Genomic DNA, 23,811 nt, shown 5'->3' with positions numbered 1-23,811 from the left:
CCTCACGCAGGCCTTCCGAAATGATCGCAGCACGCGTCGTGCTCGTGTCGATGATCGCGATCCGCATCACGCAGTCTTATGCTGCACCAATCCTCATGGCGAGGGCACATCGAACGCAACCCCATGTCGTCGAGCATGCCCTGACGCTGCGGGGTAACGGACTGTTCGGTGGCTGAAGCGCGATGTCCCGCGATTGCGGCGGCGTAGCCGCCTTCCGACAATCCAATCTTTATGGAAAAGGCGGCGGCGACCTAATGTCAGCTATCGCTGTTGCCTTGGCGGACGCGAACTGTCCGCTTTCCTGTCTAAATCGTACTAAAATAGCTACCCGCACAGAGATGAATGAGTGTCTGAAGTTGGGGAGCGGCGAACGGAGCGCGAATGTCCGGGTATGGGTCCGTGCGGCCCTCCCAAAACCCCCCGCTGTCTGGGAACGCTGAACATTCCCATAACTCCGTCTTCTTTCCGTAATTTCGGGAAAGAGCAATTGGGAACGGATTTTGGGAAACAGGCCTTAAGGCCTCCCTAGGTATGATTGCCGCGGACGCATTCGCAATACGGGTTCCTTTTCGAGAAGCTTAGGTAAGCCGCTTGTGAACGTCGAAGATCAAGCAGCCGAGGACAGCTTCATCAAGACGAGGCCACTGACGATAAGTAAGGCAGCTAGGAGGCGCATCGCGGTCATTGCCTCGCCGAAAACCATAATGCCGACAACAAACGCGCCAACCGCGCCGATGCCGGTCCAAATTGTGTAAGCCGTTCCTAACGGTAGAACTCGCATTGCCGACGCGAGCAGGCCGAAGCTGACCAACATGCCTACGCCGGTAACGACGCTTGGCCAGAGCCGGGTAAAACCATAAGATTGCTTCATGGCCGACGCCCAGACAATCTCGAACAAACCAGCAAAAACAAGTGCGATCCACGCCATAGCAGCCTCCATAAAAGCTGCCGGGCCGTCCCGGACTTCTAACCCAAGTTTCTGGGGCGGGAACGTTGTCACCGCACATCTAAATAATTGCAGATCAACGATATTTCAACAGCAGCTAGCAGGCACAGCTTAAGAGGAGCCATTATCAAGCTCATCATTCGACAGGGATAGCGCCGAGCGCTTTCACCTGCCGGATCACCACGAGGGTTTTGAAACTACGCACGCGCTCATTCGCTGAAAACAGGCGCTGCGCCAGTTCGTCGTAACTCTCCATATCGCGAGCGACGATCCGGACTGCCAGGTCATGGTCGCCAGTCACGTTCCAAGCTTCGACTACTTCCGGCTCCCGGTCCAGTAAGTGCATCATTTCGCCAATCGTGCTCGGGCCTTCACGTTCGAGCGTGACCATTACGATCATAGACAGCGGCCAGCCAAGCGTTCGCGGCCGGACGATCGCTACCTCGCGCTCAATCACGCCCGTCTCGCGTAGGCGACGGAGGCGGCGGTAACAGGCCGGCGTTGATAGCCCTATTGCCTCAGCAATCTCCGCCACTGGCTGCTGCGCGTTGATTTGTACGAGTTTCAGGAGCTTGAGATCAAAGCTGTCGAGTGAAACCGGTTTTTCCATCCCATGCAGCTTAGTCGATAATCTTTATCGTAAGCGAGCCCATTTTGATCACCTTCGTTGGCGGTTCCACTTAAACTCATGGGTTCCTGCTTCTTCGTGAGATCTGCATGACCACATCCTCCATCGCGCGGCCAATTGGTCCGCGCGCTGATTTCGGCGCTATCGCCGCGCTGTTCTGTTCGCTTCTGTCGATCAGCGTCGGCGCGTCGTTCGCTAAGTGGCTTTTCCCTGCCATCGGACCGGAGGGTGCGACCGCCATGCGCCTGATCGTTAGCGCCGGCGTGCTGACGGTTGTATTTCGGCCTTGGCGCGTCCTTAGCGTGTCGGATTGGCGTTCTCTCATACCTTACGGGGTCGCGTTGGGAGTCATGAACCTTGTCTTTTACAAGGCGATCACGTTCATTCCGTTGGGTATCGGGATCGCAATCGAATTCACCGGACCGCTAGCCGTCGCGCTGCTGACTTCGCGGCGCAAGAGGGACTTCCTGTGGATCGCGCTTGCTGTTGCAGGCCTTGCCCTGCTGCTGCCCACCTGGGGAGGTGCCGCTCACCTCGATTGGCGCGGCATAGCCTTGGCGTGTGCCGCAGGAGCCTGCTGGGCTGTTTACCTCCTTAAAGGGAAGAAGGCAGGCGAAGATCATGGGATTGCCGCTGTCGCAGGCGGCATGGTGATAGCCGCTTTGGTCACTGCACCGGTCGGTATTCTTCATGCCGGAACCGCCATGCTCCAGCCCGAAGTGCTGGCGCTCGGATTGGTCGTTGGCATCGTATCGAGTGCGCTCCCCTACACTCTGGAGATGATCGCTCTGCCGCGCCTGCCGACTAATACTTTCAGCACACTCTTGAGCGCGGAACCGGCGGTGGGTGCGCTTGTCGGCCTCGTAGTGCTCGGCGAAACGCTAGCGATCTCACAATGGCTCGCGATCGGGTTGATCGTTTGCTCCTCGATTGGCGCTGCCACGACGGCGAAGAAGTAGGAACTGAGACATGCAGGATATCCCGACCATCGATCCCGTCGTCATTCGCTTGGCATCAGATTTTCGTGCGCTTCATCTGTTTGTCAGCACGCCAGACGCGCCGGCTATCGCTAATCCTTCGTCTGCGCTGGTCGAAGCCTGCCAATTTGTACGCGATGGTGGTCCACCATGGGCGGACGCACACTTAGCCGCTTGGGCGGACACCTATGCCCAGTTTGGCGCGAAGCCGAACCGAACGCCTTGTTCAGCGCAGGCGCTCCGTAAGCGCGTGCTGAAGGATGGCGTGCTCCCGTCGATCAACCCGGTGGTGGATCTGTATAACGCAATCAGCCTGCGCTACGCTGTTCCGGTCGGAGGTGAAAATTTGGGGGCCTATGTGGGCGTCCCACGGCTCACGATCGCGGACGGCTCAGAAGCCTTTGACACCATGTCCAACGGCGAGCCTGCGATCGAGCACCCGTTGCCCGGCGAAGTTGTCTGGCGCGATGACGTGGGTGTGACCTGCCGACGCTGGAACTGGCGGCAGGGGACGCGCACTCGGCTGAACGGCAACGAGCGATCCATGTGGTTCGTTTTGGAAGCCCTTGCTGGAATGCCGAACGAAGCCTTGCAAGAGGCCGGGCACGCACTGTCGAGCGGCCTGACAAGCATCTTACCGTCTGCGTCCGTCACGACGATAAAGTCGGCCTGATTGATCCAACAGCCGACACCCTGAGGAAAGGCCTTCACGAGTTCTCGAAAAACCATCGATTCCGAGAACGCTCACCCCTTCTCGCCTGCCGTTCCCAATCGAGAAAGGGGATCGGCTAAAGGCCCACCAACGTCGTCTCCGCTTAGCCGCTCAAGCTGCGGTACTGCTACGTCCATCAATACGGCGCTGTCGACGTTCGAAGGATACGACGATGCCAGCGAGTAGCAGGACGCATACTAAGGCAGTGGCAAAGGTGTTGAGGCCAAATCCACCCTTGGCTGCCTCCTTCGTGAGCAAATTCCCGAAGTCGGCGCCGAACGGCCTTGTGAAAACGAATGCTGCCCAAAATATCAGTGCCGCGTTGACCCGAGCAACATAGTGTAGAAGCAACACTACACCTATCACCACCATGCAGACCAAAGACCCCGTGGTGTATGTGAGGCCGAAAACATAAACCAGTCCATCGCCGAACGCAGTGCCAAGGCTGTTCGAGAACAGAACGGCCACCCAGAAGAATAATTCGCTCTCACGGTCCACCACCGCGCTCACGTCACAAGTGCCCCGCCTCAGATACCAAACGCCCAAGGTCAGCAACATGCCACCGAAAAGGATGGCCGACGTTGCGTTATAGCCAAGGCTGAGTGTGTGCGTCGACAGGTCGGCTATTTCAGTTCCGGCCGTCGTCGTACCTACGATTGTCGCCCAGAAGAGAAGATGGGCGATAGTGATCGGCACGAACCTGTGCGACGAGGAAGGCCGCCAGCATGGCCAGTGTAATGGCAAGCCCGGCGACGTAGCCCAGGTTCAGCGTCTGGGCGATGGCGTCGCCAGCAACCTCGCCCAATGTGGTTGCGACGACCTTGGCCGGCCAAAAGCCCAAAGTGATTTCAGCAACTTTACGGGCAGGATGATTCCTCGTCACGTTGACCCTCACTATACGCATCCCCCCAGAGCGGGCGATCATCAGGTCGGAGCATAAAATTCAAATCGAAACTGGTGGGACACCGGCTACATTGGGACTTTGTATAGTCGGCTCCAGCAGCGCCCATCGTTTCGTGACTAAGCCGTCACGATGCGCCAAACCTTCCTTCTGATCCTGACCCTGCTCGCCGGTTGCGGCGAGAAGACCGCGAAGTCGCCTGCACCGCCCGCCCATGCCGAGACGATCGCTCACGAGAGCGAACTGCTGAAGCTGACCCTGACGCCTCAGGCGCAGCAGCGGTTGGGCATCGTGCTGGCGCGGGTGGGCGGCGGATCGGCGACTGCAAAACGCGAGGTGGCCGGCGAGATCGTCGTGCCGCCACTCACCGCCAACGGAGTGCCCGTCAACTCGACGTCCAATCTCCAGCAGATCGGAAGCCAGCAGGCCGCAGCCGATGCCGAACTGGCGCGTGCCACCGCGCAAACACGACTTGCGCAGATCGCGCTCGACCGCACGGAAAGCCTCGTTCGCGAGGAAGCGGGCAGCGTGCGCGCCCGCGACGAGGCCGCGGCGGCGCTGGCGTCGGCGCAGGCCGCACTCGGGGCCGCACGGCAGCAGCGCCGACTGCTCGGACCGGCGGTCGCATCGCTCGGTTCGCAACCCGTGTTGTGGGTGCGCGCGTCCGTGTTCGGTAGTGACATGGGAGAGGTCCGCCGCGAAGTTGGTGCTACGGTCCGCACGCTCGGTGAAGGCGGCGCGCCGCGCATCGCACGTCCGGTGCAGGCTCCGCCTTCGGCCAACACTGTCGCGGGCACGGTCGATCTCTATTACGCGCTCGACAATCGCGACCGCGCTTTCCGGGTCGGCCAGCGGGTAGCGGTGGACCTGCCGCTCGCTGGGCAGACCGAAGGGTTGTCGGTGCCATCGACCGCGATCCTGCGCGACATTCATGGTGGCGCGTGGGTCTATCAGAAGACCGCGCCGAACACCTTCGTGCGCCAGCGCGTCGAAGTAGCGTCGGAGACCGGCGGACGGGCACTGCTCGCGCGTGGCCTGGCCGCCGGGGCGCAGGTGGTAACTGATGGCGCGGCCGAACTGTTCGGCACCGAGTTCGGGGCGGCGCACTGATGCTCGGCCGGCTTGTTCATTTCGCGCTGGCGCAGCGCGTCCTCGTCCTTGCGCTTGCCGCGTTGCTGGTCGTGCTCGGCGTCCGCGCTGGCCGCGACGTGCCGCTCGACGTATTCCCCGAGTTCGCGCCACCCATGGTCGAAATCCAGACCGAGGCACCGGGGTTGTCGACCGAGGAAGTCGAGAGCCTGGTCACGGCGCCAATCGAAACCGCGGTCAACGGCGTCCCCGGCTTGATGACGTTGCGCTCCAAATCGGTGCTGGGCCTGTCGTCGGTGCAGATCCTGTTCGAGCGCGGCTCCGACGTGATCCGCGCTCGACAGATGGTCGGCGAGCGGATCGCGCAGGTGCAGCCGCGGCTGCCGCTCGCGGCGCGACAACCTGTGTTGATGCCTCCGCTGTCCTCGACCAGTCGCGCGATGAAGGTCGGCCTTTCCTCAGGCAGGCTCGACCAGATGCAACTGTCCGAGCTGGTGCGCTGGACGATCCGGCCGCGCCTGATGGCGGTTCCCGGTGTCGCCAACGTCGCGGTCTGGGGCCAGCGCGACCGGCAGTTGCAGGTGCTGGTCGATCCCGATCGCCTGCGCGCGGCCGGCGTGACGCTGGCGGAGGTACGCGCCGCGGCCGGCGACGCGGTGCTGGTCGGGGGCGGCGGGTTCGTCGACACGGCCAACCAACGCCTCGCCGTCCAGCAGACCGGCACCGTCCAGACTGCGGCCGACCTCGCGCAGGCGATCGTCAAGCAGGCGGGCGAAGCGCCGGTGCGGATCGGCGACGTCGCGCGCGTGGTCGACGGCTTCAACGCGCCGATCGGCAATGCGATCATCGATGACGGTCCCGGCATCATGCTGATCGTCGTGAAGCAGCCCACCGCCAACACGCTGGAGCTGACCCGCGCGGTCGAAGCCGCGTTTGCCGAGCTGAAGCCCGGTCTGAAGGACGTGAAGGTCGATACGAGGATCTTCCGGCCGGCCACGTTTATCGAACGCTCGATCGACAATCTCACCCGCGCGCTGATGATCGGCTGCGCGCTGGTGGCGGCGGTGCTGTTCCTGTTCACGCGCGACTGGCGGCAGGCGACGATAAGCCTAGTCGCGATACCGCTGTCGTTGCTCGGCGCGGGCCTGATACTGTTGTGGTCGGGCGCGACGATCAACGTGATGATTATCGCCGGCCTCGTCATCGCGCTCGGTGAGGTGGTCGACGATGCGATCATAGACGTGGAGAACATCGCACGCCGGTTGCGCCTGAACCGTGAGTCGGTCGACCCAAAGCCAGCCTTCGAGGTGGTCCTCGCCGCGTCGCTGGAGGTGCGCTCGGCGGTCGTTTTCGCCTCGCTGATCGTGATGCTGGTGTTCGTGCCGATCTTCTTCCTCGGCGGGGTGGCGGGCACCTTCTTTCAGCCCCTCGCCATCGCCTATGTGCTGGCAATCGGCATGTCGCTGCTGGTCGCGCTGACCGTGACCCCGGCGATGTGCCTACTGCTCCTGCCGAACGCACCGCTGACAGAGGAGCGAGACACCCGCATCGTCGCCGCGCTGAAGCGCCGCTATGTCGGCTTCCTGCCGCGCGTCGTCGGACGTCCGGCGCTGGCGGTCGGGGTAGTGGCGGGCGGGCTGCTGCTGGCAGGCGTCGGCTATGCGACCTTCAAGGACCAGTTCCTCCCCGACTTCCGCGAAACCGACTTTCTGATGCACTTCGTCGAAAAGCCGGGCACGTCGATCGAGGCGATGGACCGGATCACGATCCGCGCATCGAAGGAGTTACGCAGCATCCCCGGCGTCCGCAATTTCGGCGCGCATATCGGCCGCGCCGAACAGGCCGACGAGGTGGTCGGCCCCAACTTCACCGAACTGTGGATCAGCCTCGACGAGAATGCCGACTACGATGCGTCGGTGAAGCGGATCAAGGAGGTAGTGGAGGGCTATCCCGGCCTCTACCGCGACGTGCTGACCTATCTGCGCGAGCGGATCAAGGAGGTGCTGACGGGTGCTGGCGCGACTATTGTCGTACGCATCTACGGCCCCGATCAGGCAGAATTGCGCGCGGCTGGCGCGCGTGTCCGCGATGCGATCGGCGGTATTCAGGGCGTTTCCGACCTAAAGCTGGAGAGCCAGGTGCTGGTCCCGCAAATCCGCATCCGTCCGCGCGCCGGCGAACTGGCGCGGCTCGGCCTGACCGCGGGCGAGGTCCGCCGTCAGGCGCAGACGCTGGTCGCGCAGACCAAGGTCGGCGAGATCTACCGCGATCAACGCGCCTTCGACGTCGCGGTGTGGGGGGAGCCCGCAGTACGGGGCAGCGTCCATGCGCTCCGCGACCTGATGATCCAGGCCCCCGTCACCGGTGCGCCGGTTCGGCTCGGCGATGTTGCCGATATAGAGATCGCGCCTGCCCCCAACGAGGTGAAGCGTGAGAACGGGCAACGCCGGCTCGACGTAACGATGAATGTCGCGGGCGCGGACCTCGGCACCGTCGCGCAGGCTGTCGAGGCCGCAGTCGCGAAGGTGCCGTTCGCCACCGGCTATCACCCTCAGGTGCTGGGCGAATATGCCGCGCTGAAGGAATCGCGCAGCCGCCTGTGGAGCATCGGTGCGCTGTGCTTGGTCGGCATTCTGTTGCTGGTCTGGATGGAGTTCCGCTCGTCTCGCATCACCGCACTGGTCGCCATCAGCTTGCCGTTCGCGCTGGTCGGCGGGGTGGTCGCAGTCGCGCTGACCGGCGGGGTGCTGTCGCTTGGCTCCCTGGTCGGGTTCGTCACCGTCATCGGCATCGCCGCACGCAACGGCATCATGCTCCTGTCGCATTATCAGCATCTCGAACGGCATGAGGCGATGACGTTCGGTCGCGAGCTGGTGCTGCGTGGTGCGGAGGAGCGTCTGGTGCCAATCCTGATGACCGCCGCCTGCGCCGGGCTGGCGCTGGTGCCGCTGATCGTCGCGGGTAATGCGCCGGGGCATGAGATCGAGCATCCGATGGCGATCGTGATACTCGGGGGTCTGATTTCCTCGACTGCGCTCAACCTGCTGCTGCTGCCCGCGCTCTACGCCCGCTATGGCAAGGAACAGCCCGATCCGCCTGCCGCCCCACATAAGGAGGCGCTGGCATGATCCGTCGCTTGGCCCCCGCCGTTGCCCTGCTCGCCTCCGCCTGCATGAGTGTGCCTGCGCCATCGCCGACGATCGCGCCGCCCAGCGCGACGGGCGCTTTCGCCAGGCTTCCCGTCGCATTGATCGCGGCGGTGCCCGACGACTGGTGGCGGCTCTATGACGATCCGGTGCTTGACGGTTTGGTCCGGTCTACACTGACCGCCAACGCCGATCTGCGTGTCGCCTACGCCAATCTCGACGGGGCACGCGCGGTCTTGCGTCAGGCACGGGCCGCAAGATTGCCGCAGACGACGATCGAAAGCGCGCTGGGCGTCGACGATCCTGCCGGACAGCCAAGCGCGTCAGGGAACGTGCCGACGACGGATTACGATATCGCTGCGACGGCGAGCTGGGATCTCGACCTGTTCGGCCGGCTGCGATCGGCCGCGACCGCCGCGGGCGCGGATGCGGAGGCGCAGGCCGCCGTCGTCGATGGCTTGCGCGTCGCAGTCGTCGCCGACACCGTCCTCGCCTATGTCGACCTGTGCGGATCGACCCGCGCCATCGCAACCGCACGCGAGGTTGCCTCCGTACAGGATCGTTCGGTCGCGCTAGTCCGCGAACAGCTTCGAGCCGGCGACGTATCGCCTCTGGAGGTATCGCAAGTTGCGACGATCGCAGCCGCCACCCGCGCCGCCATCGCCCCGTTCGAGGCGCAGCGCGCCAACGCGCTGTACCGGCTCGCCACGCTACAAGGCCGTCCCCCTGCTGAGGCCCGCACTTATCGCTTCGCCTGCACCGCCGCACCGCGCCTGCGCGGGGCCGCGCCGGTCGGCGACGGCACCGCGCTGCTGCTGCGCCGTCCCGACGTGCGCGAGGCGGAACGCCGCCTTGCTGCCGCAGCCGCGCGGATCGGCGTGGCACGCGCGGACCTCTACCCCCGCGTCAATCTGGGCGGGGCGGTCGGGCTGCTATCCGGCGGTATCAGCGCGGCAGTGACGCCGCTTGTCAGTTGGGCCTTCCCCAACCAGGCACCGGTCCGCGCGAGGCTGGAACAGGCCCGCGCAACCGAGCGTGCGGCGCTGGCCGGGTGGGACGTGGCGGTCCTACGCGCGCTTCGCGAGGTTGAGACGACGCTGGCCGCTTATGATGCTGAGGCCCGCCGTAACCGCGATCTGGCGACCGCCTTGCGCGAGGCGCAGGCCTACGCGCGGCGGGCCGGTGCCCGGGTCCGCCTCGGCGACGCCCCCGGGCTGCTCCAGGTCGACGCCCAGCGGGCGTCGGCGTCGGCCACGCTGCAACAGGTCCAGTCCGATCTGGCGGTCGCTCAGGCAGAGGTCGCACTATTCCGCGCGCTGGGTGGCGGTTGGCGAACCGACGCCGCTACGCGATAGGTGGGGGATGCGGATATTGATCGTCGAGGATGATGCCGACACCCGCGCCTTCGTGGCGCAGGGGCTGGGGCAGGCGGGGCACCAGGTCGCGGTCAGCGCTGATGGCCGCGACGGGCTGTTCCAGGCGACCGGGGGTGGGTTCGACGCGATGGTGGTCGACCGGATGCTGCCCGGTCTCGACGGGCTGGCGCTGGTTAAGGCGTTACGTGCGGCCGGCGACGCGACCCCGGTTCTGATGCTGACGGCTGTCGGCGGGATCGCCGATCGCGTCGAGGGACTGGAGAGCGGCGCAGACGATTATCTGGTCAAACCGTTCGCTTTCTCCGAGCTGGCCGCCCGCCTCAACGCATTGACCCGTCGGCCTGCTGTGCGTGGCGATGACGCGCACATTCTTCGAGTCGGTGAAATCGTCCTCGATCTGCATCGCCGCACCGTCGAGCGGCGTGGTCGACGCATCACGCTTCAGCCGCGCGAGTTCGCGCTGCTAGCCGAACTGATGCGCAACCCGCGCCAGGTCATGACGCGCACCATGCTGCTGGAGCGGGTGTGGGATTTCGACTTCGATCCGAAGACCAACATCGTCGAGACGCACCTCAGCCGCCTGCGCTCCAAGCTCAATGCCGGTTCCGACGCCGATGCGATCGAGACGGTGCGCGGTGCCGGCTACATGATCCGGGGCGAATAGATGCTCGCCCGCCTGTGGCGCTCGACCTTCGGGCTCGTCGTGCTGGTCGCGCTGGCATTCAGCGCCGCGACGGTAGCCATCGGTGCCATCGCCTATGAGGTGACGCACGAGGCCCTGGAGGAGCAGCTGGACCACCGTATCGCGGTCGAAACGCGCGCGCTGGTGGCGGAGGCACGCGAGGGTGGCATAGCTGCGGTGGCTGACGCGATCCGATTGCGCGAAAATGCACGCAACGAAGCGAGTCTCGATTATTTGCTGGTCGACCACACAAGCCGGCAGATCGCCGCCACCATCGCGCCACTGGCCCCGCTGGCATCAGGCTATCAGGAGCATTTCGGTTTTCGGCGCGGCAACGAAACCGGCGTAGGACAGTCCCTCGCCACGCCGCTGCCCGCGGGAATGCTCGTCGTCGTCGCCGATCGGCGCGACCTCTCGGCGATCGACCGGACGTTGGCGCTACTGTTTGCAGCCGCCCTCACGGCGATGCTGGCGCTTGGGATCGGCGCGGCCGTGCTGGTCGGATGGCTGACCCGGCGTCGCCTGTCGCGTATCGATGCCACCGCGCATTCGATTATCGCCGGCGACCTGACGCAGCGGGTACCCCGAGACGGCTCCGACAGCGAGTTCGACCGCCTCGCTGCGACGCTTAACCGAATGCTCGACCGAATGTCGGCGCTGATGGACAATCTGCGGCAGGTGTCGACCGACGTCGCCCACGACCTGCGCACGCCTCTGACGCGCTTGTGCAACCAGCTCGATCGCGCAGCCGCGGGCGATGCCGCGGCTATTGCCGTTGCCCGATTGCAAGCTGACGACTTGCTGGAAATCTTCGCTGCGCTGCTCCGCATCGCCGAGATCGAAGGAATGGCGGAACGCCGGGCGCTGGCGTGGCTCGATCTCTCGGCACTGTTGGAGGACATGGCTGAAACCTACCGCCCGGATTTCGAAGCCAGCGGCCACATATTATTGACGAACATTCCGACCGGTCTGCACATTGAGGGCGACCGCCGTCTGCTGGCTCAGGCGCTGTCGAACCTGCTGGAAAACGCCCTCCGCCACACGCCGGCCGGTACTACGGCGATACTGACCGCGAAGGCGACGCGGGATGCGATCGAGGTGATGCTGGAGGACAACGGCCCGGGGGTTCCTTCTGCTGATGCCGAACGCCTGTTCCAGCGTTTCGCCCGCGCCGAGACGTCACGCACCACTGAAGGGCATGGGCTGGGCCTCGCATTGGTTCGCGCCGTCGCGATCGGCCATAACGGCGATGCCCTTCTATCCTCACCGGATCGCGGCTTTGGTGTCATAGTGCTGCTCTCCAAGTAGGAGGAGCGCCGCGGGTCTTCGACTGACAGATTTCCCAAAACAGCGTGAACGACGGTTTTTTGGGAAGGGTGCCTGCTTTCCCGATATTCGATCCTTTTCGAGAAATTTGGCGTGCCGTCGGGCAGGGGGGAATAGGTACGGCATGGGCCCCGCCTCGACAAGAACGAAGGGCCGAAGTTGGGGATGCCTGAGAGGGCATTGAACGGCGACTTATGGGTCCAACGGACCGCCGGTCGCCAAGGATAGATCCTCGGTATAAAGGCAAGCCGCGATCACGGCAAAAAGGACACCGTCGTCATAATCGAACATTTCGCGCCTGACGCTTATGGCCTCCTTATCCTAGCACCTGAGATTGCGCTCGGCAGTGGCTGGCTTGGCGGCGACAGGGTCGTCGGTCGCGCAGCCATCCGTGACCTGTTGAAAAAGGCCGCCCGTTTCAACGAAAGCGAACGGCAGAGACTAACTATTCATTTGCCCAGCAGAGCGCTCAAGCTCCAGTTGGGTGAGGTCGAACGATACTACGGAGCGTAACACTGCTCCGCGGTGGGAGCTGAATGGATGCCCGGTTCCGAATAGCGCTTTTAGTAGGCTGAGTGGCCGGAACCAGGTCAGAGCGTAACCACGACCTTGCCGATTTGCTCGTTGGATTCCAGGAAGCGATGAGCGTTTTGAATGTCGGCGAAAGCGAAGGTACGCGCGATCAGGGGTTTAAGGGCACCCGATACCAAACCGTCCGTGATGAACGTCTTAGCGCGCTCGAGGATGGCATCGTCGGATACCACTTCGGTGTAAAGGTATCCCTTCAACGTTAGGGACTTGCTGAGGACGGTAAGCAACGGGAACGGCGTGGGATCGGCGCTGAGCACCCCATACTCCAGCAGGATCCCGCCTCGCGCCATGCTGGCCGTCAGTGGCTCGAACGAAGGGCCGCCGACCGGGTCGAATACGACGCGAGCGCCGATCCCGTCCGTGATTTCGAGAACCCTCGCCACAAGGTCTTCTTCGTCCGTCGCTACGACATAGTCGGCACCGGCATTAAAGAGGGCTTGGCGCTTGGCGCCGGTTCGCGTCGTCGCGATGACGGTAGCTCCGACAAGTTTAGCGATCTGGAACGCAGCGATGCCGACACTGCTGGACGCCGCCGAGATGATAACGGCCTCACCTTGGGACAGCTTTGCCTGTTCGACTAGCGCGCCCCACGCCGTGACATAAGGCATCCAAACCGCTGCGGCCTCTTCGAAGGACAACGTCGCCGGATGCTTCACGACTAAGCGGGATTGCACGTTGACCAGTTCGCCGTAGGTGCCGCCGTTAGTGATATCCTGTGAGGGAATGACGCTGACCACATCACCGATGGCGAACCCCTCAACCGCTGCACCGACCAGCTCGATGACGCCCGAAGCTTCGTAGCCAAGGCGGCTTGGAAAATGTGCCTCCTGTAGATAGGCATGATTGCGGAACATCACTTCGGCACGGTTAATTCCGATCGCCTTGACCTTGATCTGAACCTCGTTGGCTGCCGGCGCCGGGACGTCCACGTCATCAATTCGGAGAACCCTGGCGTCACCGTATTCGTGAATTCGGACTACTCGGGTCATCAGAAATCTCCGTGCGCATCGCTTTAGGGAGCGCGTGCTCCAAAAACCGATAAGCGACGTTCCGCCAAGCGTCAACACAATATGGAGTCAGAACTCCATTTAAGGTTGTCATGCTGCTTCAGTTTCTTTCGGGGGCCGGGTGGCCCGTCACGTTGAGACTGATGCCAACGCTAGCGTCAGGAATGTCTGGGACAAGGTCATCCTCCGCTATGATCTGGAGGCTTGGCTCCAAAACTCGTTGACGATCCTGCAAATCGCAAGCAGAGCAAGTTTGTGGAGCCTCTACTCCAAATACACACGCTTCATGTAAGCACTATGCAATGAGGATCACGTCATGCCCTTTTTTAACGTCCATGTGCCCAAGGACCTGTTTTCCCTGGATCAGCGTAAGGCCATTGCGGACGCCCTCGCGCACTCGCTTCAGGCCAGCTTCGGCCTGCCTCCCGAGGACAAGTTTGTCGTGATCAACGAGCATGCCGAAGGTTATCTGTTTCTCCATCCTACCTACGGGGACGTGGATCGCTCAGCGGGCGCGATCATCATCTCTGTGCACATCCCTGCATCGCGCCCCATGTCGCAAAAGCGAGTGTTGCTAAAAGAGATCGTCCAGCGCCTTCACGACAATGTCGGGATCAGGCCGGACGATGTGTTCGTAACTCTCATTCCCCTACCATCAGAGAACTTCTCGTTCGGGCGAGGTGTCAGTCCATTCGACAAGGGCGACGACTAGGCCCGGCCGCCTGGCCAGGCGTCAAGCGCCATGACACCAGTCTTTTCAAGCATCTCGCGATCTGCACCGTCACGCGCACGGACCGCCATGCCCCTGAACACTGTCTCGAAGAAGTCGGCGATCTGGGCGACGTCAGTCCCCTTAGGCAGGTCGCCGTTTCGGACGCCCTCGTCGAGGCGTTCTACCATCAACGCAAGCGACCGGCCTCTGACCTCACGCATGAAGTCGCGGAGGTCGGCGCGTTCGGGGGCGTCGTGCAACCCGGCCAGTGAGATCATACAGCCCGCAGGACCGGTATCGTCAGTATACGCGGCAGCCGTAGCTATCATCAGCCGCGCGAACGCATCGCGTGCCGAGCCCTCGCCAGCGAGCGCCTTGGGGAAGAAGCCACCCGGCCCCGTGAGGTATGCACCGACCGCCTCGCGATAGAGGGCCTCCTTGTTTCCGAACGCGTTGTAGAAGCTCGAGGGGCTCAGCCCCATCGCGGTAATCAGTTCGTCGAACGTCGTGCCCTCGTAACCCCTGTCCCAAAACACGCGCATTGCCCGGTCGAGCGCCGCTGTCCGATCAAACAGACGTGGTCGTCCGCGCCCGCGAGGGGTCTGGCTCTCAACCTTAGTCGTCATCGCGCTTCTTCCTGCCTGCGACGTGAACGGACATCGCTCAGGTCTTCTAATCTGCGACCTAACATATTCGGAGCGACGGCTCCACTTTTACGTTGACTGCGGCAAATTCGCGGACCAGGGCCTGTTTATGGAGCTACCGCTCCACTAAATAACCGATGCGGCCTTGCCGCTCGATCAAGGATTATCCTGATGAAAGCGATCCAGATTTCCGCCTTCGGCGAGCCTCGTGACGTGTTGCGGTTCAACGATCTGCCGGAGCCAGCCGCGCCCGGCGTGAACGAGGTGCTGGTCCAACTCGAGGCCTCGCCACTCAATCCCCATGACCTCTACGTGATCAAAGGCGGATTTCCCGTTCTGCCAACCGCTCCTGGGCCTGTTGGAAACGAGGGGGTTGGCCGCGTCATTGGCCTAGGCGAGGACGTCGATCATCTCGCCATCGGTGACCGCGTGCTTCTTCCAGTCTTTACCTGGCTATGGCGCGAACGGATGACCATTCCTGCAGAGGGACTGTTCGCTCTTCCCGACGCCGACCTGCATCAGTTGTCGATGCTGGGAATCAACCCGCCGACTGCGGCCCTTTTGCTCAGCGAATATACGACACTGAAACCAGGTGACTGGGTTGTCCAGAACGCCGCAAATTCGGGGGTGGGCCGATCGGTGATCGGGGTCGCGAAAGCTCGCGGCTTGAAGACGCTCAACATTGTCCGGCGTCCCGAACTTGTCGACGAATTGAAGGCCGCCGGCGCCGACGTGGTCTTGGTCGCTGGCGACGACACCAAAGCTGAGGCAGAGAGGGCGGTCGAGGGCGGTCGCATCGGTTTGGGTATCGATGCGATCGGCGGCGAGGCGATTGGCCTTATCGCCGACATCGTCTCGCCCCGCGCGGCCGTCGTCGCCTACTCCATTCTGGGCAGCGCGACGATGTCGATCCCGGCCTGGTTACCAATCTTCAAGCAGGTGACCGTCCACGGTTTTTTCCTTGGCAACCCGGACTCGGCCGCTGCCGCTCCTGCCGCGGTCAAAGACGTCTTGCCGCTTGTCGTCAGCGGGACGTTGCACACACCGATCAGCGGCGTCTACCCGCCGTCCGCAATCGTCGAAGCCGCTATCCATGCTGAGCGCGGCGGCAAGGTCATTATCGACTTCACGGCTATCTGACTGCGTTAAGCCGCCCGGCCGATGACCTGATCGACTGGCCGGCTCAACGTCTGAGCCGGAATCACTTCGTACAGATCGTCTTTGAGGGCGTCGTTCTCGAGCCGGTCATTACACGTCCGCTCAGACTCGCGCTTTCCCAAGGCTATCCGACGTCAGTCGCGAACTGGCGTTCGGGTGGCGCGGGCGGATCACCCGCAACCCTCTATCACTAGGCAAAACTCCTATGACTGCCCTTGTCCTCATCGATCTCACCGTACGTGATCTGCAGGCTATGACCCACTACGAGGGCGCTGCGATCGCCTTGGCCGCGCAGTTCGGTGGCAAACCGCTCGTCAAAGACGTCCAGCCCGAGATCATCGAGGGACACTGGTCCCCGACGTGGCTAGTCGTGCTGGAGTTTCCGAACCGCCAGGCTGTTCGCGACTTTTACGACGCGCCGGAATACCAGCCGCTGAAGGCCGTCCGACAGGCGGCGGCGACTTCAAACGGTCTGATTGTCGTCGGCCAGTAGTTATGCAAGATGCACGGGTTCCGGGCAAAACTCCGCGCCGACGGCGCCATCCAGTCGATAAGCAGATAGCGGTTCCGAGAAGCGTATCCGGGCCGCGGATATCTCCGAATGGGTTTAGCGTCTTGTGACCGCAGCAATCTCCCGGGCGAGATCGATGAACGCTTTGAACGCGGCCGATGAATGGCGCCTGCTCGGGTAGTAGAGGCATAGCGGTGCAAGGGGCGGGGTCCAGTCTTCCAACATCTGGACAAGCCTGCCCGATGCCACATCGTCGCGGACATCCGCCTCCATGAAGAACCCAATCCCAACACCATCCAGCGCGGCAATTCGAGACAGGCTGGCCTCGTCCAATGTGATTGGGCCTTGTACATCGATCTGCATCGACTCGCCGTTCTTAGCGAAATGCCAACGATACGGCGCGCCATTGGGCAACCGCACGCGGATGCAGGCGTGCGCCAGGAGGTCATGCGGCACCTGCGGCGTCTCGCGCTTCTCAAGATATGCTGGCGACGCCACTACGGAGAAGCGCCGAGGAGCGCCGATCGGAATCGCGATCGTATCACTTGGGATCAGGTCGGCGGTGCGAATGCCAAAATCAAAGCCCTCCGCCACAACGTCGACAAGACGTCCTTCGGTGACGAGATCAATGTGAACCTGCGGGTACCGACGTATAAATTCCAGAACCAGTGGAGACAGGATTTCTCGGGCGGCGGTTGCGAAGGAATTGATGCGCAGGATACCCGACGGCGTACTCTGCTGCGATCGCGCCGTGTTCATGGCGTCTTGGATGCTTTGAACCGCCGGCGCGATCTGGCCGACAAAAGTTCTTCCAGCGTCTGTCAGCGAGACGCTGCGCGTAGTCCGATTGAGCAGACGAACGCCGAGCTGCTGCTCAAGCTTGCCGACTGCGTTGCTTAGCGCGGTTGTGGACATGCCGAGATCAACGGCAGCCGCGCGGAATGAGCCGCGATGGACAATGGCGAGGATCGCCTCCAGCTCAATCAGTCCCGACCGTGACATTGTCCCGCTTTCCGTGACGCCTCATCCCTATCTATCCTGATTATCCTACAGGCCGTCCATCCATAGTTTGGTTCGGGAGAGCGGAGCGAGCGCTTCGCTGCGAAATGGAGGACGTCATGGCCATCGATCTGCCACCTGGGATTGCGAGATACTTCGACGCGGACAGGAGACGCGATGCAGCGGCGATCGCTGGATGTTTCACCGCCGATTCGATCGTGCAGGACGAGGGACACACCTACACTGGTCGCGATGCAATCCAGGAGTGGGCCGCGGATTATCTCGCAAAATACCTCTGCGCCACTGAGCCGTTCGCCATTACCGACAAAGGCAATAAAGCCGTCGTGATAAGCCATGTAGTTGGAAACTTCCCCGGCAGTCCGGTCGACCTGCGATACCAGTTCACCCTTGCCGATGGCGCGATTGCCTGCCTGGAGATCACGTTGTGATTCCCTTCCTTTCGCTGGAGGGCAAGCGCGCCCTCATCACTTCAGGAACCCGTGGCGCTGGCGCTGCGACGGTTTCTCTGTTTCGTGAGCTGGGTGCTCACGTTTTGACGACTGCTCGGAGCAAGCCAGAAACACTACCTGAGGAGCTTTTCTTCGCGGCCGAGCTTACCACCGTGGAGGGCTGCGCAGCTCTTGCCGACGCGGTCCGCGAGCGGATGGGCGGGGTCGACATCATTGTTCACATGCTGGGCGGTTCCTCTGCGCCAGCAGGCGGGTTTGCCGCTCTTGGCGAAGAGGAATGGGCGAAGGAGCTCGACCTCAACCTAATGCCGGCCATCCGGCTCGATCGGGCGCTGGTTCCGGAAATGGTTTCGCGGGGCGCGGGGGTGGTCATCCATGTGACTTCGATCCAGCACGTCATGCCATTGCCGGAAGCGACAACCGCCTACGCCGCTGCAAAGGCGGCGCTCTCGACCTATAGCAAGAGCCTATCAAAAGAGGTGTCGCCAGCAGGGGTAAGGGTTGTGCGCGTGTCGCCTGGCTGGATTGAAACCGAGGCCTCCGTCGCACTGGCCAAACGTCTCGGCGGTGAGGACGGCGCTGAGAAGGGAAAGCAGATGATCATGGCCTCACTGGGCGGCATACCGCTCGGCCGACCAGCTACTCCTGACGAGGTGGCGAACCTCATCGCGTTCGTCGCTTCTGATCGGGCAGGCAGCATAACCGGAACCGAATTCGTGATTGATGGCGGCACTGTCCCGACGGCGTAAGGCTCCTGAGCGCTATGGACGCGAAGCCCTGATCCGTCCGCTCGCAAATCGAAAGCGGGCTCATGAACGAATGGCCGAAGTTAAGTGGCAGGAAAAGGTGCCGGAACGTCTGCTTGTGGGTCAAAGTGGTTCAGTGAGGTTTTCATTCGAAAGTCAATTATAACTTAAGCCAGTCTAACCGAGTGCACCCAATTTGGAACTGGGTACATAAAGTAATGCGTTTAGCTTTGCTCCGTACATGCAGAATAATAATATAATGATATCATATTTGAACGGTAAGACGTCAATCATAGCTATTAAGAAGCATCACCGCCGCATCAGGTGACCCATAGACCGTAGCAAGCATAGACTCTACCTTATTCAGACCTGAGTGTGTTAGTCGAATATCCATCGCAGTGTCTCGGTGTTCAAGCACTCCCCGCTGCTGAAGTACCTTGATCCACCGTTCGATAACAGATGTCGGGATCTTGGCATGGGCGGCAGCGTCGGCCAGTCCGATATTCCGGCCTTCTGCCTCTGCCAGATAGATGCCGATCAGCAGCGAACCTACGGGGTCAATGCTCAGATCAGCCCCAAATAGCGTGGATCGGGTGGCGTGGACCTGGCGCATACGCAGTGCTGCTTCCCAAAGCCTAGCTGGCGGCAAAGGGCGGCCATTTTCTTGCCAGAACAGCGTGCTTATCAAGCGGTCGGGGTTGGCGAAGCGGGTGACCAGTAGGTTCGCTGCTACTGAGCTACCATCCGGCCGAAGGTAGCGCTTTTGCAACCGTACGGGAGCTGCGCCGTCCTTTAGTACGGCTAGCATATCTGCGCTTCGATCTAGGTCGCGAGCGTCGGTTATTTCGCGGTACGAAACGCCGATAACTTCGTCGGCGCGACGGTGGAGCAGATCAAGAAAGCCTTGATCCGCGTGCAGAATTACTCCTTCGACCGACGAAACGCAATGACCTGCAGGCATCATCACCCAACCACGACACTTGTCTTGACCGACATATATCAGTTGAGTCGGCTTGCAAGGCACCTTGTAGCGCCCAAGGATGGCTAGCCGATCGGTGAACGCCTGTTCGGGGATTGGGGGAGGCGTTTGAAAAACACCTACGCAGAAAGCACGGCATTTTTATCGAAAAACGGGCTAACGTAGCTATCCGCCCTTGGCGCACTCCGATGCTTATACATGGAATGTAAGATGGATGACGTGGCAACAATCGCCGACTTACGCCGTCGTTTGGCGGAGTCAGAGGCAGCGCTTCACCAAAGCGAGGCTCGGTTCGCGGCTACGCTCGAAAGCGTGCCTGCGGGTGTAGCTACGTTGGACATGAACGGACGAATGGTAGCCTACAATTCCGAGTATCAGCGATTCTGTCCCACAGGCTTGATGCCCTCCCAGGACCCGGCTCGCGTAGCGCGGTGGCAAGCGTGGAGCGAGGATGAGCGACCGTTGCAACCGGACGAGTTTCCCGGTGCGCGCGCCCGCCGCGGAGAATGTGTTACGCCTGGTCAGGAAATGCTGTTCACCGATGACGACCAGCGGGCCATTTGGGTGCGAGTTGCGGCAGTTCCGGTACGCGACGAGTTGGGAAAGCTGACCGGACAAGCAAGCGTAATCAGTGACATAGACGCATTGAAGCGCAGCGCGGAATCGTTGCGGGAAAGCGAGCAACGCCAGGTCGTGATGGTTGCGGAGCTGCAACACAGGACGCGTAACCTTATCGCGGTTGTGAGCTCGATTGCTGCGCGGATGCTGGATGGTGCCTCGTCGCTTCGAGAGTTTGAGCATGGCTTCAACGACCGCCTTTCAGCTCTATCCCGCGTCCAGCAGATGCTCTCGCATGCAACATCAGGCCAGCGAGTAAAGTTCGACGACCTTCTGCGCGCGGAGCTCCTTTCGCTTGGTGCCATTGGCCGGAAGGGTGGTGATGGTCATCTCATATTGGCAGGCCCACCTGATGTTCCGTTACGCTCGCGCGCCGTCCAAAGCCTGGCTCTAGCTATCCACGAGCTTGGGACCAATGCAGTGAAATATGGTGCGTTGGGGACCGGCGGAGGATTGCTTACAATCACATGGCACGTGGAGGCGGAAAAGGATGGCGTTCTGTGGCTCCACGTCGATTGGCGCGAGAGTGGTGTTCGGATGTCACAACCCTTCACTGCACCGTCTACCGGCGGTTATGGTCGTCAACTGATCGAAAAAGCCCTGCCGTACCAACTTGGCGCCCAGACACATTATGCTTTCGTCGAAGACGGTGTGCACTGTACGATTGCGGTGCCGGTTGTATCTCGCCGGACAGTGGAGGAGGCGCAAGATGGCTGACATGCTCATGGAAAGTCAGCGGGTACTTGTGATTGAGGACGAGTATGTCGTTGCCGAAGCGATCGAGCGCATGCTGACACGGGCGGGAGCTATCGTGCTTGGGCCGGTACCGTCTGTCGATCAGGCAATGGCATTGCTTGATCGGGGAGGGCGTATCGACAGCGCTGTCCTCGACATCAACCTCGGCGAGCAGAAAGTATACCCAGTGGTCGACCGTCTACTCGCTCGGGGCGTGCACTGCGTCTTTGCAACAGGTAATGATATTGCCGATGTTCCATCAAACTACAAAGAGATTGCCCGATTAGAGAAGCCTGTTGAGGCCTCGTCGATAATCGATGCTCTCAAGAAAATCGATACTACCGCAGATGGTGCAATTGCCAAGCTTACTAAGCATAACTCGTTTCTAAAATTACGCGAACAGCTGATCGTCGAGATCGATGTAGCAGATGGCATCCATGAGCCGCTATTAGCGGCACGATTGTACGAGGCTGTTGATGCAATCGACCAGTTCTTAAGCGAATAATCAACGTTTGATGACGTAGGTGTAAGTTTGGAGTTTGGTGATGTAGCAGATCCGCATGTTCAGAACTAGGTGGTCGCAAAACGACGCTGAAGGCTGCTAGGCTCGAGATAGGCCATATTTGGGCCTTTATTTGACCGTTTGAATCATTCTGCATGCTTATAGGTTGGCCTGTTCTTCCTCGCTCAATTCGGCAGCGGGGCCATAATAAAGTTTTGCGCAAGCTTCGCGCAGGCAGCCGCCTCCGATCTCAATATCATTCCGATAGGCGTCCCCGATGAATCTGAGTGTATCAACGTGCTTGGCTTCGAAATACATCGGGTCCACATCGTTTCGGCCGGCACCGTACACGACGCGGCCAACTTTCGACCAGATCGATGCCATCGTGCACATGCCGCACGGCTGGAGTGTCGAGTATAACGTCGCCCCGCGCAGTTCCAGTTCTCTGGTTTGCTCACAAGCCCGACGGATCGCCATCATCTCGGCATGAGCGGTTGCGTCAGGCAATTCCTTGGTCTGGTTGCGTTCGGCGGCAATCACGTTCCCGTCTAGTACGATGACGCACCCAAGCGGGGAGGTTGAGGGATCGGACCCTTTGGAGCGCGCGACGTCTATCGCCAATTGCATCCAGTGTTCGTCGGTATCGGTCTGCATCGCGTATCCACCTAATTGCAGTTGCGGTTAGATTTGGCGTGTTGATCCGGTTGCTGCGTCAGCTCTGAACCACTCTGACGGTCGCTTCTGTGGGATCGACCGGATCCATCACGAAAGCCCCGGCATCACGGTTCGCGACAAGCCATGCGACGTGTGCAGCGGTGATGCGCTGGCCCGGCACCAGTCGGGGGACGCCGGGCGGCGCGGGCGCGATCATCTCGGCTGCGATCCTTCCCTCAGCCGCCTCGTAGGCCACCATCTCGGCTAGGCCGTAGAGTGCCGCAGGCCCGGGCATCGCCATGTCGACGGACAGGGTGCCGATCCCGGGCACAGGCGAAATTGCCGGCAGGATGGAGGGATCGGAACCGAGCTGATTCACGAGATCCTGCAAGCCACCGACGAGCTTGCGGAGATCGGACCTGGTTGTGCCCAGCGACAGAACGGCCAGGATATGCCGGGCGTCGGATAACCCCATGCTGATCCGGTGATGCTTGTAGAGCCAGTCGTCGATCGCATACCCCGATACGCCAAGCGCCGAGACGTCGATCAGTACCTTCGTGACGTCCAAACTGGCATCTGGCGGCAAATGATCATGACCGAAAACGCGCAGGGGGGTGATACCGGCAATCTTACTACGGACCTTTTCCGCCAACGCAATGACGACGTTCCACATCTGCTCCCCGTTCAACGCGTGATCCCGCCGGGTCGCGTCGAGCGTTGCTAGGACGGGCACCGACGGGCTGGTGGTCTCGAAAAGCTCATATGCCATCCAAAGGCGCTGGCGATCGATCAAGTCGCCTTTTGCGACGATCACTGACCCTTGTGCGAGCGCCCCCATCGTCTTGTGGGCGCTGTAGACAGCGACATCCGCCTCCTTGGCAAGCGGATCGTCTGGCAGGGCCTCACAGAATGCAAAGGCGCCGCCCCAGGCGGCATCGACGATGAGGGGAATACCGTGGTTGTGACAGATGCCTGCAAGCGACTCTATGTCACTCGTGACGCCGTAGTAGGTCGGGCTGACAACGATGAACGCCTTGGCGGTTGGATTGGCCGCCAAGGCGGCGTTCAGCGCCTGCGGCTCAACACCATGCTCAATGTCCCATTCCCCGTCGATCTGGACCGGCACGATGGCGGCATTGAGCCCCGTCGCGAGCGCGTAGGTACGCTCGGCCTTGTGGGCATTCGCCGCGACCAGAATGGTGTCACCTGGTCCGGCGACCGAGGCCATAACCGTGTGAAGACTCTGGGTGGTTCCGCCGGTTACAAACCGGCAGAAGTCGGCATTCCAGGCCTCCGCCGCGATCTCGTGCGCACGTTGAAGGGCCAACTTGCCTTCGGTACGGTCGTCGAGCCCCTTCGGCGTCAGCACGTCGGCTTGGAAAACGCGCTTGCCGAGCAGTGCCTTCATCCCGCCAGGAATGGCTGCACCCTGGTTGTGGCCCGGCGCTCCAAATCCGATGACCGGCCTCTTCTCGATCGCCGCCAACGCATCGGCCAACGGCGCACTCTTCTGATCCATGCCGAACCCTCTCCTGATCGAGTGGGTGAAACGCACGGATACTGGAAAGCCCCTCCACGATGGTTGATCTTCTTTATCAAACAAGCAGTTATCCGCCGAAGGCGGACATGAAGCAAACCTTCCGCCTAGCTGGCTAGGGCGCTCATCGATAGCAAAGCCCTTTCCAATATTCCGTCACCAAAG

The 23,811-nt window shown here is 61.5% G+C and carries 24 protein-coding genes; 14 read left to right on the top strand and 10 right to left on the bottom strand.

All coding sequences use genetic code 11. The annotated features are described in order from the left end of the window. Positions 1-607: 607 nt before the first annotated feature. Positions 608-928, bottom strand: coding sequence for a DMT family transporter (locus ASE89_RS12930; RefSeq protein ID WP_056678542.1), 321 nt, complete (start codon positions 926-928; stop codon positions 608-610). 154 nt (positions 929-1,082) lie between these two features. Beyond that, entirely contained in the window at positions 1,083-1,556 is a 474-nt protein-coding gene (locus ASE89_RS12925; protein WP_056678377.1) for an Lrp/AsnC family transcriptional regulator, read from the bottom strand. Positions 1,557-1,663: 107 nt separating this feature from the next. On the opposite strand from ASE89_RS12925, the gene ASE89_RS12920 reads away from it, so the two are divergent. Together ASE89_RS12920 and ASE89_RS12915 are read left to right on the top strand one after the other, a co-directional pair. After that, a complete protein-coding gene (locus ASE89_RS12920) occupies positions 1,664-2,533 on the top strand; it encodes an EamA family transporter (protein ID WP_056678374.1) in 870 nt (289 codons plus the stop codon). Positions 2,534-2,543: 10 nt separating this feature from the next. Then, positions 2,544-3,224, top strand: coding sequence for a B3/B4 domain-containing protein (locus ASE89_RS12915; RefSeq protein ID WP_056678372.1), 681 nt, complete (start codon positions 2,544-2,546; stop codon positions 3,222-3,224). 150 nt (positions 3,225-3,374) lie between these two features. Here ASE89_RS12915 and ASE89_RS12910 read toward each other — a convergent pair whose 3' ends face one another. Then, complete coding sequence (locus tag ASE89_RS12910) at positions 3,375-3,959, bottom strand: hypothetical protein (protein WP_201781543.1); 585 nt, start codon at positions 3,957-3,959, stop codon at positions 3,375-3,377. Next, positions 3,892-4,188, bottom strand: coding sequence for a hypothetical protein (locus tag ASE89_RS20985; RefSeq protein WP_201781542.1), 297 nt, complete (start codon positions 4,186-4,188; stop codon positions 3,892-3,894). Before ASE89_RS20985 ends, ASE89_RS12910 begins: the two co-directional genes overlap by 68 nt. 108 nt (positions 4,189-4,296) lie before the next feature. Here ASE89_RS20985 and ASE89_RS12905 point away from each other — a divergent pair, with 108 nt between their 5' ends. The 5 genes from ASE89_RS12905 to ASE89_RS12885 are packed head-to-tail and all read left to right on the top strand — an operon-like array spanning position 4,297 to position 11,765. Continuing rightward, positions 4,297-5,274 carry an efflux RND transporter periplasmic adaptor subunit gene (locus ASE89_RS12905; protein ID WP_056678369.1) on the top strand — a complete coding sequence of 326 codons (978 nt, stop codon included), beginning with the start codon at positions 4,297-4,299 and terminating at the stop codon, positions 5,272-5,274. Further along, a complete protein-coding gene (locus ASE89_RS12900) occupies positions 5,274-8,381 on the top strand; it encodes an efflux RND transporter permease subunit (protein ID WP_056678366.1) in 3,108 nt (1,035 codons plus the stop codon). Before ASE89_RS12905 ends, ASE89_RS12900 begins: the two co-directional genes overlap by 1 nt. Then, a complete protein-coding gene (locus tag ASE89_RS12895) occupies positions 8,378-9,754 on the top strand; it encodes an efflux transporter outer membrane subunit (RefSeq protein WP_056678363.1) in 1,377 nt (458 codons plus the stop codon). Before ASE89_RS12900 ends, ASE89_RS12895 begins: the two co-directional genes overlap by 4 nt. Before the next feature lie 7 nt (positions 9,755-9,761). Next, on the top strand, positions 9,762-10,439 hold the full coding sequence (locus tag ASE89_RS12890) for a response regulator transcription factor (RefSeq protein WP_056678360.1): 678 nt from the start codon (positions 9,762-9,764) through the stop codon (positions 10,437-10,439). Then, a complete protein-coding gene (locus ASE89_RS12885) occupies positions 10,440-11,765 on the top strand; it encodes a HAMP domain-containing sensor histidine kinase (RefSeq protein WP_056678358.1) in 1,326 nt (441 codons plus the stop codon). It abuts the gene before it with no gap. 608 nt (positions 11,766-12,373) lie between these two features. On the opposite strand, the gene ASE89_RS12880 is transcribed toward ASE89_RS12885, so the two are convergent. Further along, entirely contained in the window at positions 12,374-13,363 is a 990-nt protein-coding gene (locus ASE89_RS12880; RefSeq protein WP_056678357.1) for a zinc-dependent alcohol dehydrogenase family protein, read from the bottom strand. Between the two features lie 334 nt (positions 13,364-13,697). On the opposite strand from ASE89_RS12880, the gene ASE89_RS12875 reads away from it, so the two are divergent. Further along, positions 13,698-14,093 (top strand): tautomerase family protein, encoded by a 396-nt coding sequence (locus ASE89_RS12875; protein ID WP_056678355.1) that lies wholly within the window; start codon positions 13,698-13,700, stop codon positions 14,091-14,093. Here the strand turns inward: ASE89_RS12875 and ASE89_RS12870 are convergent. Beyond that, positions 14,090-14,719, bottom strand: a complete 630-nt coding sequence (locus ASE89_RS12870) for a TetR/AcrR family transcriptional regulator (RefSeq protein WP_056678353.1) — start codon at positions 14,717-14,719, stop codon at positions 14,090-14,092. The genes ASE89_RS12875 and ASE89_RS12870 overlap by 4 nt on opposite strands. Positions 14,720-14,908: 189 nt before the next feature. Between ASE89_RS12870 and ASE89_RS12865 the strand changes: the two genes are divergently transcribed. Continuing rightward, a complete protein-coding gene (locus ASE89_RS12865; RefSeq protein WP_056678350.1) occupies positions 14,909-15,877 on the top strand; it encodes a zinc-dependent alcohol dehydrogenase family protein in 969 nt (322 codons plus the stop codon). 223 nt (positions 15,878-16,100) lie between these two features. Then, positions 16,101-16,388 (top strand): DUF1330 domain-containing protein, encoded by a 288-nt coding sequence (locus ASE89_RS12860; protein ID WP_056678348.1) that lies wholly within the window; start codon positions 16,101-16,103, stop codon positions 16,386-16,388. A gap of 114 nt (positions 16,389-16,502) precedes the next feature. Here the strand turns inward: ASE89_RS12860 and ASE89_RS12855 are convergent, their stop codons facing one another. After that, entirely contained in the window at positions 16,503-17,408 is a 906-nt protein-coding gene (locus ASE89_RS12855; RefSeq protein ID WP_056678345.1) for a LysR family transcriptional regulator, read from the bottom strand. Between the two features lie 116 nt (positions 17,409-17,524). On the opposite strand from ASE89_RS12855, the gene ASE89_RS12850 reads away from it, so the two are divergent. Both ASE89_RS12850 and ASE89_RS12845 read left to right on the top strand, forming a co-directional pair. Next, positions 17,525-17,854 (top strand): nuclear transport factor 2 family protein, encoded by a 330-nt coding sequence (locus ASE89_RS12850; protein WP_056678540.1) that lies wholly within the window; start codon positions 17,525-17,527, stop codon positions 17,852-17,854. Then, positions 17,851-18,624, top strand: coding sequence for an SDR family oxidoreductase (locus ASE89_RS12845; protein WP_056678341.1), 774 nt, complete (start codon positions 17,851-17,853; stop codon positions 18,622-18,624). The genes ASE89_RS12850 and ASE89_RS12845 overlap by 4 nt, the downstream gene beginning before the upstream one ends. Before the next feature lie 283 nt (positions 18,625-18,907). Here the strand turns inward: ASE89_RS12845 and ASE89_RS12840 are convergent, their stop codons facing one another. Then, positions 18,908-19,585, bottom strand: a complete 678-nt coding sequence (locus ASE89_RS12840) for a PAS domain-containing protein (RefSeq protein ID WP_236701787.1) — start codon at positions 19,583-19,585, stop codon at positions 18,908-18,910. Positions 19,586-19,798: 213 nt separating this feature from the next. Here ASE89_RS12840 and ASE89_RS12835 point away from each other — a divergent pair, with 213 nt between their 5' ends. Further along, on the top strand, positions 19,799-20,935 hold the full coding sequence (locus ASE89_RS12835; RefSeq protein ID WP_056678336.1) for a sensor histidine kinase: 1,137 nt from the start codon (positions 19,799-19,801) through the stop codon (positions 20,933-20,935). Beyond that, positions 20,928-21,458: a response regulator gene (locus ASE89_RS20980; protein ID WP_082451487.1), complete on the top strand. Its 531-nt coding sequence runs from the start codon at positions 20,928-20,930 to the stop codon at positions 21,456-21,458. Before ASE89_RS12835 ends, ASE89_RS20980 begins: the two co-directional genes overlap by 8 nt. A gap of 156 nt (positions 21,459-21,614) precedes the next feature. Here the strand turns inward: ASE89_RS20980 and ASE89_RS12825 are convergent, their stop codons facing one another. Both ASE89_RS12825 and ASE89_RS12820 read right to left on the bottom strand, forming a co-directional pair. After that, positions 21,615-22,109 (bottom strand): nucleoside deaminase, encoded by a 495-nt coding sequence (locus tag ASE89_RS12825; protein ID WP_056678334.1) that lies wholly within the window; start codon positions 22,107-22,109, stop codon positions 21,615-21,617. Between the two features lie 58 nt (positions 22,110-22,167). Beyond that, positions 22,168-23,628, bottom strand: coding sequence for an aminotransferase class I/II-fold pyridoxal phosphate-dependent enzyme (locus ASE89_RS12820; protein WP_056678332.1), 1,461 nt, complete (start codon positions 23,626-23,628; stop codon positions 22,168-22,170). Positions 23,629-23,811 lie beyond the last annotated feature (183 nt).

Source organism: Sphingomonas sp. Leaf30 (assembly GCF_001422525.1).
Classification (GTDB): Bacteria; Pseudomonadota; Alphaproteobacteria; order Sphingomonadales; family Sphingomonadaceae; genus Sphingomonas; species Sphingomonas aerolata.
This window is presented reverse-complemented; position numbering and strand designations above follow the sequence as displayed.